General features: G+C 62.8%; 13 protein-coding genes and 1 riboswitch. Of the genes, 8 read left to right on the top strand and 5 right to left on the bottom strand.

The annotated features are described in order from the left end of the window. Positions 1-94: 94 nt before the first annotated feature. Positions 95-490 (bottom strand): acyl-CoA thioesterase, encoded by a 396-nt coding sequence (locus IFT57_RS14820; protein ID WP_122480552.1) that lies wholly within the window; start codon positions 488-490, stop codon positions 95-97. 197 nt (positions 491-687) lie between these two features. After that, a riboswitch (S-adenosyl-L-homocysteine riboswitch) is annotated at positions 688-795 on the top strand. A gap of 21 nt (positions 796-816) precedes the next feature. On the opposite strand from IFT57_RS14820, the gene ahcY reads away from it, so the two are divergent. The 5 genes from ahcY (at position 817) to IFT57_RS14795 (ending at position 7,287) form a co-directional block, all read left to right on the top strand. After that, on the top strand, positions 817-2,226 hold the full coding sequence (ahcY, locus tag IFT57_RS14815) for an adenosylhomocysteinase (RefSeq protein WP_122714478.1): 1,410 nt from the start codon (positions 817-819) through the stop codon (positions 2,224-2,226). A gap of 69 nt (positions 2,227-2,295) precedes the next feature. After that, positions 2,296-3,141: a methylenetetrahydrofolate reductase [NAD(P)H] gene (gene metF / locus IFT57_RS14810; RefSeq protein ID WP_122480554.1), complete on the top strand. Its 846-nt coding sequence runs from the start codon at positions 2,296-2,298 to the stop codon at positions 3,139-3,141. Positions 3,142-3,219: 78 nt separating this feature from the next. Beyond that, complete coding sequence (locus IFT57_RS14805) at positions 3,220-4,302, top strand: hypothetical protein (RefSeq protein ID WP_192151897.1); 1,083 nt, start codon at positions 3,220-3,222, stop codon at positions 4,300-4,302. A 52-nt stretch (positions 4,303-4,354) separates the two neighbouring features. Then, on the top strand, positions 4,355-5,185 hold the full coding sequence (locus tag IFT57_RS14800) for a substrate-binding periplasmic protein (RefSeq protein ID WP_192151896.1): 831 nt from the start codon (positions 4,355-4,357) through the stop codon (positions 5,183-5,185). Between the two features lie 221 nt (positions 5,186-5,406). Next, complete coding sequence (locus IFT57_RS14795; RefSeq protein ID WP_192151895.1) at positions 5,407-7,287, top strand: DEAD/DEAH box helicase; 1,881 nt, start codon at positions 5,407-5,409, stop codon at positions 7,285-7,287. Positions 7,288-7,340: 53 nt separating this feature from the next. Here IFT57_RS14795 and IFT57_RS14790 read toward each other — a convergent pair whose 3' ends face one another. From IFT57_RS14790 to IFT57_RS14780, 3 genes are all read right to left on the bottom strand, one after another. Next, the gene (locus tag IFT57_RS14790; protein WP_192151894.1) at positions 7,341-7,940 is read right to left on the bottom strand and encodes a YceI family protein; all 600 of its coding nucleotides are present in this window, start codon (positions 7,938-7,940) and stop codon (positions 7,341-7,343) included. Between the two features lie 37 nt (positions 7,941-7,977). Next, positions 7,978-8,529: a cytochrome b gene (locus IFT57_RS14785; RefSeq protein WP_122714473.1), complete on the bottom strand. Its 552-nt coding sequence runs from the start codon at positions 8,527-8,529 to the stop codon at positions 7,978-7,980. Between the two features lie 198 nt (positions 8,530-8,727). Next, positions 8,728-10,497, bottom strand: a complete 1,770-nt coding sequence (locus IFT57_RS14780; protein WP_192151893.1) for a flavin monoamine oxidase family protein — start codon at positions 10,495-10,497, stop codon at positions 8,728-8,730. A 189-nt stretch (positions 10,498-10,686) separates the two neighbouring features. On the opposite strand from IFT57_RS14780, the gene IFT57_RS14775 reads away from it, so the two are divergent. Next, positions 10,687-12,093, top strand: a complete 1,407-nt coding sequence (locus tag IFT57_RS14775; protein ID WP_122714471.1) for an adenosylmethionine--8-amino-7-oxononanoate transaminase — start codon at positions 10,687-10,689, stop codon at positions 12,091-12,093. 133 nt (positions 12,094-12,226) lie between these two features. Next, a complete protein-coding gene (locus tag IFT57_RS14770) occupies positions 12,227-12,946 on the top strand; it encodes a 16S rRNA (uracil(1498)-N(3))-methyltransferase (RefSeq protein WP_192151892.1) in 720 nt (239 codons plus the stop codon). Positions 12,947-12,949: 3 nt separating this feature from the next. Here IFT57_RS14770 and trhA read toward each other — a convergent pair whose 3' ends face one another. Continuing rightward, on the bottom strand, positions 12,950-13,567 hold the full coding sequence (gene trhA / locus IFT57_RS14765) for a PAQR family membrane homeostasis protein TrhA (protein WP_192151891.1): 618 nt from the start codon (positions 13,565-13,567) through the stop codon (positions 12,950-12,952). A gap of 116 nt (positions 13,568-13,683) precedes the next feature. On the opposite strand from trhA, the gene IFT57_RS14760 reads away from it, so the two are divergent. Further along, positions 13,684-13,890 (top strand): hypothetical protein, encoded by a 207-nt coding sequence (locus tag IFT57_RS14760; protein WP_192151890.1) that lies wholly within the window; start codon positions 13,684-13,686, stop codon positions 13,888-13,890. Positions 13,891-13,905 lie beyond the last annotated feature (15 nt).

The raw sequence follows: 13,905 nt of genomic DNA, 5'->3' as shown, positions 1-13,905 counted from the left end.
GTACAGAAATACCCGCCCGCCAGCAACGCCACCGGTCGGCCAGAAGCCAGGCAATACGCGGCTTCGGCCCTGACCGTGGGTCATCCCCGTGAACTCAGCCGACGGTGTCGAACTGATCCTTGATGTAGCGAATTTCGCTGCGTCCGTGGGGTGCCGGCAGGCCATCTTCGCCGAGGTTGACGAACACCAGCTTGTCCACCGTCAGGATGCTCTTGCGGGTGATCTTGTTGCGCACTTCGCACGTCAGGGTGATGGAGGTCCGCCCGAATTCGGTCGCCGTGATGCCCAACTCGATGATGTCGCCCTGGCGCGAAGCGCTGACGAAGTTGATCTCGGAGATGTACTTGGTCACCACGCGCTGATTGCCCAACTGGACGATGGCGTAGATGGCCGCTTCCTCGTCGATCCAGCGCAGCAGGCTGCCACCGAACAAGGTGCCGTTGGGGTTGAGGTCTTCGGGTTTTACCCATTTGCGCGTATGAAAATTCATGCTGGCTCCTCTGTTCTTCACCTTAAGTGGCTCGAATCATGGCAGACCGCGGCGCCCGGCTCCATTGAGCTTTGCCTATGAATACCATTATCGATCCGGCGCTGATCGTCAGAAATACTTTGGCAGCTGGGCACATCGCTATATAATCGCCACCGATTCACCCAACGGCCCTTTCCACTCCCGGCCGTTCCCGCCACCCGTCCGAGGGGCGCTGCAGCAGGCTCGACCTGTCAGGCTCGGATGGGGCGTTGTCCTTTCAGGCCTTGCCTGGGGACGCCAAACGCACACAACGGCGCCCATTCGAACCTTACGAATGGAGGCTCTTAATGAGCGCTGTACTTACGCCTGCTGGTTTTTCCGATTTCAAAGTCGCCGACATCTCCCTGGCTGCCTGGGGCCGTCGCGAAACCATCATTGCCGAGTCGGAAATGCCTGCACTGATGGGCCTGCGCCGCAAATACGCCGGCCAGCTGCCGCTCCAGGGCGCGAAAATCCTGGGCTGCATCCACATGACCATCCAGACCGCCGTGCTGATCGAGACCCTGGTCGCCCTGGGCGCCGAAGTGCGCTGGTCCTCGTGCAACATCTTCTCCACCCAGGATCAGGCCGCGGCAGCCATCGCTGCCGCCGGTATCCCGGTGTTCGCCTGGAAAGGTGAAACCGAGGAAGAATACGAGTGGTGCATCGAGCAGACCATCCTCAAGGACGGCCAGCCATGGGATGCCAACATGATCCTGGACGACGGCGGCGACCTGACCGAAATCCTGCACAAGAAATACCCGGCCATGCTGGACAAGGTCCACGGCGTGACCGAAGAAACCACCACCGGCGTGCACCGCCTGCTGGACATGCTGGCCAAGGGCGAACTGAAGATCCCGGCCATCAACGTCAACGACTCGGTGACCAAGAGCAAGAACGACAACAAGTACGGCTGCCGTCACAGCCTCAACGACGCCATCAAGCGCGGCACCGACCACCTGTTGTCGGGCAAGCAGGCGCTGGTGATCGGCTACGGTGACGTGGGCAAGGGCTCGGCCCAGTCGCTGCGTCAGGAAGGCATGATCGTCAAGGTTTCCGAAGTCGACCCGATCTGCGCCATGCAAGCCTGCATGGATGGCTACGAGCTGGTTTCGCCATTCATCGACGGCATCAACGACGGCACCGAAGCGAGCATCGACAAGGCCCTGCTGGGCAAGATCGACCTGATCGTCACCACCACCGGTAACGTCAACGTCTGCGATGCCAACATGCTCAAGGCGCTGAAGAAGCGTGCCGTGGTCTGCAACATCGGTCACTTCGACAACGAAATCGACACCGCTTTCATGCGCAAGAACTGGGCATGGGAAGAGGTGAAGCCGCAGGTGCACAAGATCCACCGCACCGGTGCCGGCAGTTTCGACGCGCAGAACGACGACTACCTGATCCTGCTGGCCGAAGGCCGTCTGGTTAACCTGGGCAACGCCACCGGTCACCCAAGCCGCATCATGGACGGCTCGTTCGCCAACCAGGTGCTGGCGCAGATCTTCCTGTTCGAGCAGAAATTTGCCGACCTGGACGCCAACGGCAAGGCTGCGCGCCTGACCGTCGAAGTGCTGCCGAAGAAACTCGACGAGGAAGTGGCCCTGGAAATGGTCCGCGGCTTCGGCGGCGTGGTCACCCAGCTGACCCAGAAGCAGGCCGACTACATCGGCGTCACCGTCGAAGGTCCGTTCAAGCCAGAAGCCTATCGCTACTAAGCTTCTGCAACGTTGACACGGCGGGCCAGCCAACCCTGGCCCGCTCGATGGGTTTACCGAGAAACTGCCATGTCTCAAGATCGTCCCTTAAGCTTCGAGTTCTTTCCGACCAAGACCGATGCCGGGCATGAAAAGCTGATGGGCGTTGCCCGCCAATTGGCTGCCTACAAACCCGATTTCTTCTCCTGCACCTACGGCGCTGGCGGTTCGACCCGCGACCGCACGTTGAATACCGTTCTGCAGCTGGAAAACGAAGTCAATGTTCCCGCCGCTCCGCACCTGTCGTGCGTGGGCGACAGCAAGCAAGACCTGCGAGGCCTGCTCGACCAGTACAAGGCGGCGGGCATCAAGCGCATCGTTGCCCTGCGCGGCGACCTGCCTTCGGGCATGGGCATGTCCAGCGGCGAGCTGCGCCATGCCAACGACCTGGTCGAGTTCATTCGCGCCGAAACCGGCGACCACTTCCACATCGAAGTGGCGGCCTACCCCGAGATGCACCCGCAGGCGCGCAATTTCGAAGATGACCTGGTCAACTTCGCGCGCAAGGCCAACGCCGGCGCCAGCAGCGCAATCACTCAGTACTTCTTCAACGCCGACAGCTACTTCTACTTCGTCGAGCGTGTGCAGAAGCTGGGCGTGAACATTCCGATCGTGCCCGGCATCATGCCGATCACCAACTACAGCAAGCTGGCGCGTTTCTCCGACGCCTGCGGCGCAGAAATCCCGCGCTGGGTGCGCAAGCAGCTGGAAGCCTACGGCGATGACGTAAAAAGCATCCAGGCGTTCGGCGAGCAAGTGATCACGCAGATGTGTGAGCGTTTATTGCAGGGCGGCGCACCGGGCCTGCATTTCTATACCCTTAACCAGGCAGAACCCAGCCTGGCCGTATGGAACAATCTGAAACTCAGCAGCTGAGTCTTCTCAGGCGGCCTCAGGGCCTCGGCACATTGCCGGGGCCTTTTTTCGTCGTTCATCAGCATCAGAATCAGGTCCATGGTCACTCAAACCCGCTCTTCTCGCCCGCAACTGGTCTACCTCGTGTTCGGTGCCGACACCTATCACCGGGAAGCCATCTTCAGCATCTGCAGCGCCCTGGCGCGTCTACGTGAAACACCCGGTCACAGCATAGATATCCAGGTGTTCACCGACGACCCCGCGCCCTACGGCGACCTGCCGGTGCGCGTGCGCAATTTCGACGCGGCCACCCGCAAGGCGTGGATGCAACCGCACGGTTACCACTTTCGCATCAAGCACATGGCACTGCTCGAAGTGCTGCGCGAATCCGAAGTCGCCCTGCTGATCGACACCGACACCTTCTTCCATCAGTCGCCACTGGCGCTGTTCGAGCGTATCGCGCCGGGGAGCCTGCTGTGCAACGCGATCGGTATCCGCTATGGCGACTGCCGGGAAAGCGTGCTGTACAGCGCATTGAGCGAAGAACTGCAGGCGCGCGGCCTGGCCGATGACCAGATGCCCCTGATCAACTCCGGGGTGATCGGCCTGCATGCCGACGATGCCTGTCTGCTGCAGCGCTCGATCGAGCTGATGGACGACCTGTACCCGCGGGCCCAGGGCGCCTACATCCTGGAGGAGTTCTGCCTGGGCATCGCCGCCTACCGGCATTACGCCCTGCGCGAGTGCCCCGACCTGATCCACCATTACTGGAGCCGCAAGCAGCTGTTTCGGGCCAAGGTCATGGCGTGGCTGCGCAAGCACCAAAACGTGCCGCTCGATCCTGCTGCGCTGGACGATACCCGGCAGGTCACCGCCCAGTTGCCGCGTCCGCCCGCTGCGCAACGCCTGCTGTTCAAGGCCGTGACCCTGCTGCTGCCCGGTCATCAGCGGCAGTTCGTGCGCGAAGTGCTGTATGGCTGCTACCCCCATGCCAACGAATTCGACCAGGCCTGCGCACCCGTCTGGTGGGAAAAGGCCCAGGACAACGTCGAGCGGCGCATGCGCACGCCGCTGCAGCCCAGGCAACTGGAGCAGTGGCTGGGGCATCCCGGCGTTCGTTTACTGCTGGGCCGCCGCCGCAGCTCCATCTATCAGCACCTGACGAGCCGGCAAAAGTCCTGAAAGCCCGGCGCAGACCTTTTCAAGCGGAGCCAGCCGTCGTAATCTCCGGCCCATGGTTGCCATCCTCCGCTCGTTGCCCTCTGCGCTTCTCCTTTGCTGGTGCCTGCAGGCCCACGGCGAAACGCTGCGTATCGTCACCGATTCATGGGCGCCCTACGCCTTCGAGGAACACGGTAAGGCGCAGGGAATCGACTACGACATCACCGCGCTGATCTTCGAGCGCCTGGGCATTCAAGTGCAATGGCAGTTCCTGCCGTGGAAACGCTGCCTGGCCATGCTCGATCAAGGCCAGGCCGACGGCATCCTCGATATTTTCCAGACCAACGAACGCGACGCCAGCCTGTTCTACCCCAGGGAGCCGCTGTCGGAGGTGGAATGGGTGTTCTACCAGGCCAACGATCGCCCTCACTCCGTGCAGAGCATGACCGACCTCAAGGGGCTGACCGTGGGCATCACGGCCGGGTACGACTACGGTGACGAGTTCGCCCAGGCGCCTGGCGTGATCCGCGAGAGCGGGCCCAGCCAGGAAGCCAACTTCGGCAAGCTGGCCAAGGCACGCATCGACCTGCTGATCACCGACCGCCGGGTGGGGGAGTACACCGTCAAGCGTCTGGGCCTGGAGCAGCGGGTCAGTCGCCTGCCCATGGAGATCGGCAGCAACCCGCAGTTTCTGGCGGTACGCCGCGGCGCCGGGATGGACCTGCTGGTGCAGCGCTTCGCCGCGGAACTGCGCCGGTTCAAACTGGAGCCAGCCTACGCGCAGTTGCTGGCACGCTATGCCGATGCGCCAATGAGTGGTAAAACGCTACCTTCCGCTGCGCCGCAGATCCTCCGGCAATCGCCTGCGAACACCGCTGGGCAGCGTGAAAGCAGCGCAATGTGATTGCTCTGTTATACTCGGCCCTTGTGCCAGGCTTACGTCCGGCCGCTCGGCCTTGCCAAGGCCTCCCGAAGCACCTGCCAGCTGGGCTTGCGCCCGCGCACCGCTTCGTGATGCCCCCTTTGCAACCCCAGCAGGACCGGACGCGACAGTGTCATCACACACCCGTCGCGCCAGGCAAGATTATCCCTCGGGCATAAGCCCCTACTAGAACAGGATTACTCATGTCCTTTGCTTCCCTCGGTCTCTCCGAGGCTCTAGTCCGCGCCATCGAGGCAGCGGGCTACACCCAGCCCACCCCGGTGCAACAGCGGGCCATTCCCGCCGTGTTGCAAGGCCGCGACCTGATGGTCGCCGCTCAGACAGGTACAGGTAAGACCGGCGGTTTCGCCCTTCCGATTCTGGAACGGCTGTTCCCAGGTGGTCACCCGGACAAATCCCAACGTCACGGCCCGCGCCAACCGCGCGTGCTGGTCCTGACTCCGACGCGCGAACTCGCCGCCCAGGTTCACGACAGCTTCAAGACCTATGCCCGCGACCTCAAATTCGTCAGCGCCTGCATCTTCGGCGGTGTCGGCATGAACCCGCAGGTTCAGGCCATGTCCCGCGGTGTCGACGTGCTGGTGGCCTGCCCCGGCCGCCTGCTCGACCTGTGTGGCCAGGGCAGTGTCGATCTGTCCCACGTTGAAATCCTCGTGCTCGACGAAGCCGACCGCATGCTCGACATGGGCTTCGTGCACGACGTCAAGAAAGTACTCTCGCGCCTGCCGTCCAAGCGTCAGAACCTGCTGTTCTCTGCGACGTTCTCCAAGGACATCACCGACCTGGCCGGCAAGCTGCTGCACAACCCCGAGCGCATCGAGGTCACGCCGCCCAACACCACGGTCGAGCGCATCGAACAGCGCGTCTATCGCCTGGCCTCTAGCCACAAGCGTTCGCTGCTGGCGCACCTGATCACTCAGGGCGCGTGGGAGCAGGTACTGGTGTTCACCCGTACCAAGCACGGCGCCAACCGCCTGGCCGAGTACCTGGAGAAGCATGGCCTGAGCGCCGTGGCGATCCACGGCAACAAGAGCCAGAACGCACGCACCAAGGCCCTGGCAGACTTCAAGGCCGGTGCCGTACGCATCATGGTTGCCACCGACATTGCTGCCCGTGGCCTGGACATCGACCAGTTGCCGCACGTGGTCAACTTCGAGCTGCCCAACGTTGACGAAGACTACGTGCACCGTATCGGCCGTACCGGCCGTGCCGGCCGCAGTGGCGAGGCGATCTCGCTGGTCGCGCCGGACGAAGAGAAGCTGCTCAAGAGCATCGAGCGCATGACCAGGCAGAAGATCCCGGACGGTGATCTGATGGGCTTCGATGCCAGCACCGTGGAAGCGGAAAAACCCGAGGTGCGTGAACGCCCTCAGGCCAACAATGCTCGCGGCGCTCGCGCGCCACGCGGCGACGGCAGCAGCAATGCCGGTGGTGGACGCAAGGACAAAGGGAAGGACAAAGGCAAGGAAAAGCCCGCCGGGGCGCGTTCTGAACGCCAACCCCGTGACCAGAAGCCCCGTCAGCCCCAAGCTGCGCGCCCGGCCGTAGAACCGACTGTTTCCGCCAACCGTGCGCCGGACGAATTCCTCGATGACGAAGTGGACAACTTCGGCAACCGCGCGGATTACGTCAGCCCCTATCAGGGCAAGAACCAGGGCCGTGGTCGTCGTCCCGGCGCCTCGGCTCCGGCCGGTGCTGCCGCGCCTGCAGCCGCGCCTCGCCAGGGTCGTCCTGCCGGTGGTGCGCCGCGCAGCGGTAGCGCCGCGCGTCCGGCTGGCACGGGTGACAACGCCGGTGCCAAGCGTGGCCCGCGCAGCAACGGAGGTGGCGCGCGTGACGGCCAGCCCCGTCGCGAAAGCAACCCGCGCAACCGCCGCCCGGCACGTGACGAGCAACCACGCCAGGAACCGGTGGTAGCTGACTCGCGCAACCCGAGCCAACCGGTGATCGTGCACAAGGAATCGAAGATCGATCGTTTCCCCACCGCCGAGCAGCTGGAGCAATTGCCAAGCCGGCCACGGGGTGAAAAGCCTGCGCTGCTGACGCGTAATCGCGAAGGCTGATCCAGTATGGCGGCGCGNAAAGGCTGCGGCGTTTTTTTGTGTCAGCGAATAACTTACTTCGCTTTCACGCCTTCAAACGTGAAGTACAGCTCGACGGTGTCCGACTGTGGACCCAGGTCCATCGACTTTGGCGCGAAGTCCTTGCGGTTGATCGACGTGGTGCCTTCGAAACCGGCACGGTAGCCGCCCCACGGATCCTTGCCTTCACCCAGGAAGGTGGCCTTGATCACGACTGGCTTGGTCACGCCGTGCAGGGTCAGGTCGCCGGTCACGTCAGCAGTGGTCTTGCCATCGGCGCTTTTGCCGGTTGGCTTGACGCTGGTGGACTTGAAGGTAGCGGTGGGAAACGCGGCGACGTCCAGGAAGTCCTTGCTGCTGATGTGCTTGTCGCGTTCGGCGTGATTGGTGAACACGCTGGCGGTCTTCAAGGTCACGTCGATCTTCGAGTCTTCAGGCTTGGCTGCATCGAAGCTGAACGAGCCGTCGAAGTCCTTGAAGGTACCGGTGATGAAGCTGTAGCCCAGGTGGCTGATCTTGAAGTCGACGAAAGCGTGCTGGCCTTCCTTGTCGATGGTGTAGTCGGCGGCCATGGCCTGGCCTGCGGTGAACAAGGCAGAACCAATGGCAAGTGCGGCGAGCGTCTTTTTCAACATACAGAATATTCCTCGAATAGATTTATGGGTACTGCAGTCAGGCTTTGCGACCCAGCATGCGAATGAGGGTTGCATCACGATCGATGAAGTGGTGTTTCAATGCGGCCAGGCCATGCAATACGGCGAATATCACCAATACCCAGGCCAGGTAGAAATGCACGGTACCGGCGGTTTCCGCCTGATCGGGCAACCCACTGACCAATGCCGGGATCTCGAACAGTCCGAACACGGGAATGCCCACGCCGTCGGCCGTCGAGATCAGGTAACCGGCACTCATCACCAGAAACAGGTCCACATAGAGAAACAGGTGGCCCAGATGGGCCGCAGTCCGGGTGAGCTTGCCTTGATTGGGCGTAGGTGGCGGCGGCGGGCTGATGAAGCGCCAGACCACGCGCAGCAGCATGAAGAAGAACAGCACCAGACCGATGCTCTTGTGCAGGTCGGGCCCGGCCTTGCGCCATGGGTCGTAGTAGCCCAGGCCAACCATCCACAGCCCGAGGGCGAAAAGCCCGAACACGGTCAGCGCGACGCCCCAGTGCAGAACGATGCTGACCCAGCCATAGCGAGAAGTGGAATTACGTAGTTGCATGTGCCTGGACCCTGTAAGAACTGCGCTCAAGATGACTGACTCACTTATCGAATTAAAGCGGAAAATCTCGCTTTGAAATATCGATAAAGTCGATTAAGTCAGTATTAAGCGCAGGGATGTCAGTGGCAAGGTCGCGACTTCTGCACGTAGAAGGCTCGCCGCCGACCTGCGAAGAAGCCGACGGCGAGGGTGCGAAACCTACGGCTGTACCGCAGGCTTTTTCGCTTCTGTCTTGTTTTTCGGTTCAACCGGCTTCTTGGTTTCGACCGGTTTCTTGACCGCTGGCTTCTTCACCTCGGCCTTCTTGGTCTCCGGCTTCTTGGCGTCGACCTTTTTCACGGGTGCTGCCTTCTTCACCGGCTCGGCCTTGGCCGGCACCGGCGCGGGTACCACAGGCACCGGGGCGGGCGTTGGAACAGGCGCTGGTGCTGGTACTGGCGCAGGTGCCGGTGCAGGTGCAGGTACTGGCTCGACCGGCTTGGCCACGGGCGTCTCGCCCCCACCAAACCATTTGGAGAAGAACCCAGGCTTGCTGTCGACGGCCTTCGCTGGCACAGCCACTGGCGGTGCCACTTTGACCGGCTCGAAAGATTTACCTGCTGCCAGGTCGAGAACCTGGCCAGCGGCGTGCTGGCCGCTGCGCAGCGCACCTTCCAGCGTGCCTGGGTACAGCGAATCAGTGTGCTCACCGGCGAAAGCGATGCGCTGCTGCGGCTTTTCCCAGACCTTCCAGAACTTGCTGATCTGCCCCGGCCCGTACGCCAGGTAGGCGCCGCCATAGGAAGGATCGACACTGTAGCGGCGGATTTCATAGCCGGTGAAGGCACCGCGCGCCTGAGGATAGAACGCGTGCAGGCGGATCAAGACCTGGTCGACCATCTGCTTGTCGCCAAAAGCCTGCAGCAGGCGAGCATTGTCACCGGACAGGTTGATCACCACGTTGGCGCCGCCCTTCAATGCCGGCTCGATCCATAACATGCCCAGCCCGGTGTTGCTGTAGATCTCGCCAGACATGCGCGCCTTGCTGTCCCACACCGGCGTCTTGAACTTGAGCAACAACTGGTCGCGCCAACCGTAGTTGGTGCCTTTGATCGCCGCCAACTGACGGTTGTCCAGCGCCGGCGTGAAAGCGATCTTGCCCAGCGCACGCAAGGGTACGGCCAGCACTACGTAACTGGCCTGGTAACCCACGGCACCGACCTTGACGGTCACGCCGTCCTTGTCCTGACTGATGGCCGAGACTGGTGAATCGGTCTTGATGGTCTTGATCTGTTTGACGAAGGCCTGAGCCAGCACGGGGCTGCCGCCAATCAAGCGCGAAGCGCGCAGATCGCGATCGTCGATGTCCTGGTAGACGCGGCTCTGCTGGGCGAAATACAGCAGCGACAGGCGCGATGGTTCGTCATAGCGCGTACGAATTTTCTGATTGATCAGCTGCCGTGCGGTGGCGGGCAGTTGCAGGCGGTCCAGCCAGTTGGACACATTGATCTGGTCCAGGGCGAACAGGGTGCTGGTGGCACCGGGGTTTTCCGGGTCCTTGACCGAGCGGGCCAGATCATCCAGGGTTTTCTCGTAGCGCTTGAGCGCCTCCGCCGTCGCTGGCTGCTTGGTGGCCAGGTCGGCGGCGCTGAAGTATTCGCCGTCGATCAGGTAGCCAGGGTTGCGGACGAACTCCGGCGCTGGCTGGGTGGCCAGCTTGAAGGTGTTCACATAGCCGTTGAGCACCGGCTGGATCTTGCTGCCGCCGATCCACTCGCTGGTGGCCAGGCCCGAGCGGCCGCCAAGGCTGGGGCGCGCCTCGAGCAAGGTCACCTGCCAGCCCTTGGCCTGCAACTCGTAGGCAGCTGTAAGCCCCGCCAGACCGCCGCCGACGACGATCGCCGTCTGTGCCTTGTCATTGCCCAACGCCTGCGCGCTGAACAGCCCCACCACTATCAGCGCCCAAGCGCGCAACCAACCAGCAGACATGCAGAGAACTCCGGCAGAGCAAGCGAAATGGCCGGATCGTGCCCCGGCAATGGCAAAGTGCCGGGCAGCATACGCCAGCGCCATACTGCCCGCCAGCGCCGCCATCGAGCATGTTTGGGTTGTGAGCCGAGGCCTCATTGCATAGGCTTGCGCGACTGTTTGCCAAGCGTGTTGCCGCGGGAGAAAAAGATGGGACTCAACGATCAGTGGATGAAGCGCGACCTCGAGGTCCTGTGGCACCCCTGCACCCAGATGAAAGACCACGAGCGGCTGCCGCTGATCCCGATCAAGCGCGGTGAAGGCGTATGGCTGGAGGACTTCGAAGGCAAGCGTTACCTGGACGCGGTCAGCTCCTGGTGGGTTAATGTGTTCGGACACGCCAACCCGCGCATCAATCAGCGCATCAAGGACCAGGTCGATCAGCTGGAACACGTGATCCTGGCTGGCTTCAGCCATCAGCCGGTGATCGAGCTGTCCGAGCGGCTGGTCAAGATGACGCCCGAGGGGCTGACCCGCTGTTTCTACGCCGACAACGGCTCCTCGTGCATCGAAGTCGCGCTGAAGATGAGCTTTCACTACTGGGTCAACCGCGGTCAGCCGAACAAGCAGCGCTTCGTCACGCTGACCAACAGCTATCACGGCGAGACCATTGCGGCGATGTCGGTCGGTGACGTGCCGCTATTCACCGAAACCTACAAGCCGCTGCTGCTCGACACCTTGAAAGTGCCGAGCCCGGACTGCTACCTGCGGCCCGAAGGGGTAAGTTGGGAGGAGCATTCGCGCACGCTGTTCCAAGCCATGGAACACACCCTGGCCGAGCACCATGAAAGTATTGCTGCGGTGATCATCGAACCGTTGATCCAGGGTGCTGGCGGCATGCGCATGTATCACCCGGTGTACCTCAAGCTGTTGCGCGAGGCATGCGACCGCTACGGCGTGCACCTGATCCACGACGAGATCGCCGTGGGCTTCGGTCGCACCGGGACGATGTTTGCCTGCGAGCAGGCCGGCATCCGTCCTGATTTCCTGTGCCTGTCCAAGGCGCTGACCGGTGGCTACCTGCCGCTGGCGGCCTGCGTGACTACCGACGACGTCTACAGCGCCTTCTACGACGACTACCCGACCCTGCGCGCCTTCCTGCATTCGCACAGCTACACCGGCAATCCGCTGGCCTGTGCCGCGGCGCTGGCGACACTGGACATCTTCGAGCAGGACAACGTCATCGAGAACAACCGCGCCCTGGCCGAGCGCATGGCCAGCGCCACGGCGCACCTCGTCGATCATGCCCACGTGGCCGAAGTGCGCCAGACCGGCATGGTCCTGGCCATCGAAATGGTCCAGGACAAGGCCAGCAAGACCGCCTACCCCTGGCAGGAGCGGCGCGGATTGAAAGTATTCAACCACGCACTCGAACGTGGCGCGTTGCTGCGGCCGCTGGGCAGCGTGGTGTATTTCCTACCGCCCTACGTAATTACGCCCGAGCAGATCGACTTCCTGGCCGAGGTGGCCAGCGAGGGAATCGATATCGCCACTCGCAGCAGCGTGAGCGTGCAGGTAGCCGAAGATTTCCACCCCGGGTTTCGCGATCCGGGTTGAGCAGGACGTCGCCTGTACCAGCGCTTTCGCGGCCACTGGCCGCTCCTACAGGGGCACACGATGCAACCGTAGGAGCGGCCAGTGGCCGCGAAGAGGCCCGAATAAACACCACAAAATCACCAGAGACACCCCCATGCGACTGTCACGCTTTTTCATCGACGCCCCGCTCGCCCTGGGCGAACACGAACTGCCCGAAGCCCAGGCCCACTACATCGGCCGCGTGCTGCGGATGGCCGCCGGCGACCAGGTGCAATTGTTCGACGGCAGCGGTCAGGAATACCTCGGCACCTTGTTGGAAGTGGGCAAGAAACGCGTCAGCGTTACCCTCGACGAACAGTTTGCCGGCCAGCCCGATTCGCCGCTGGCCATCCATCTGGGTCAGGGCCTGTCCCGTGGCGAACGGATGGACTGGGCGATCCAGAAAGCTACCGAACTGGGCGTGAGTGAAATCACCCCTCTGGTGAGCGAACGCTGCGAGGTGCGCCTCAAGGACGAGCGCGCCGACAAGCGCATGGCCCACTGGCGCCAGGTAGCAGTCAGCGCCTGCGAGCAGTGCGGTCGTTCCAGCGTGCCGGTCATTCATGCGCCGCAGGCGCTGGCCGATTGGATCGCTGCCAGCCACGCCGAGCTCAAGCTGGTGCTGCATCCCGTTGCGGAGCCGCTGCTCAGTCACACCAAGCCTGCCAGCCTGGCGTTCCTGATCGGCCCTGAAGGCGGTTTGAGCGATGCCGAAGTGGAGCAGGCCAAGGCCGCCGGCTTTCACGCAGCTCGCCTGGGCCCGCGCGTATTGCGCACCGAAACCGCGCCGGTGGTCGCCCTGGCGATGGCGCAGCAGCTGTGGGGTGATTTCTAGGGTTCAGATGACGTAGAAAAAGATCGCGATGAAGTGCAGCACGCTGCCGGCGATCACGAACAGGTGCCAGATACCGTGAGCGTGGCGCAGGCGCTTGTCCAGCGCGAAGAAGATGATGCCCACGGTGTACAGCGCGCCGCCTGCGGCCAGCCAGGCGAATCCGGCGGGGCCAAGCAGGCGCAGCAGCGGGTCGATCGCGACCAGCACGATCCAGCCCATCACCGCGTAGATCACGATGGACAGCACGCGGGCCTCGGAGCGCGGCTTGATCTCCTGCAACATGCCCAGCACCGCCAGCCCCCAGACCACGCCGAACAGGCTCCAGCCCCAAGGCCCGCGCAGGGTCACCAGGCAGAACGGCGTGTAGCTGCCGGCGATCAGCAGGTAGATCGACAGGTGATCGAGCTTCTGCATGAGCGCTTTGCCGCGCCCGCGCACGCTGTGGTAGATCGTGGAAACGCTGTAGAGCAGGATCAGCGTGCTGCCATAGATGCACACGCTGACGATCTTCCAGGGGTCACCTTGAAACGCCGCCAAAAACAGCAGCCAGACAGCACCGACTGCCGCCAGCACAGCCCCGACCAAATGGGTCCAGGCGTTCATTCGTTCGCCATGGTACATACAAACTCCTTACCCCTGGAGCAGTGGCGCAAGCCGCGTCAAACGCCGACGCGATTGAGCGTCCCACCGCGGTGTCCGCCGACGCGGCTCGCGCCGCTGCTACAAGGGTCGTGGTGATGCCGGACGCGGTTGCCGAAACAGCGACCATCATTACCCGGACGCCGGACGCGGTTGCCGTGAAGGCGATCGTCATTACCCGGACGCCGGACGCGGTTACCGCAACGGCGATCGTCATTACCCGGACGCCGGACGCGGTTGCCGAAACAGCGACCATCATTGCCCGGACGCCGGACGCGGTTACCGCAACGACAGATTCCTTGTAGCAGCGGCGCAAGCCG

Origin of the sequence: Pseudomonas sp. CFBP 13719 (assembly GCF_014842095.1) — a bacterium.
Taxonomy (GTDB): domain Bacteria; phylum Pseudomonadota; class Gammaproteobacteria; order Pseudomonadales; family Pseudomonadaceae; genus Aquipseudomonas.
This window is presented reverse-complemented; position numbering and strand designations above follow the sequence as displayed.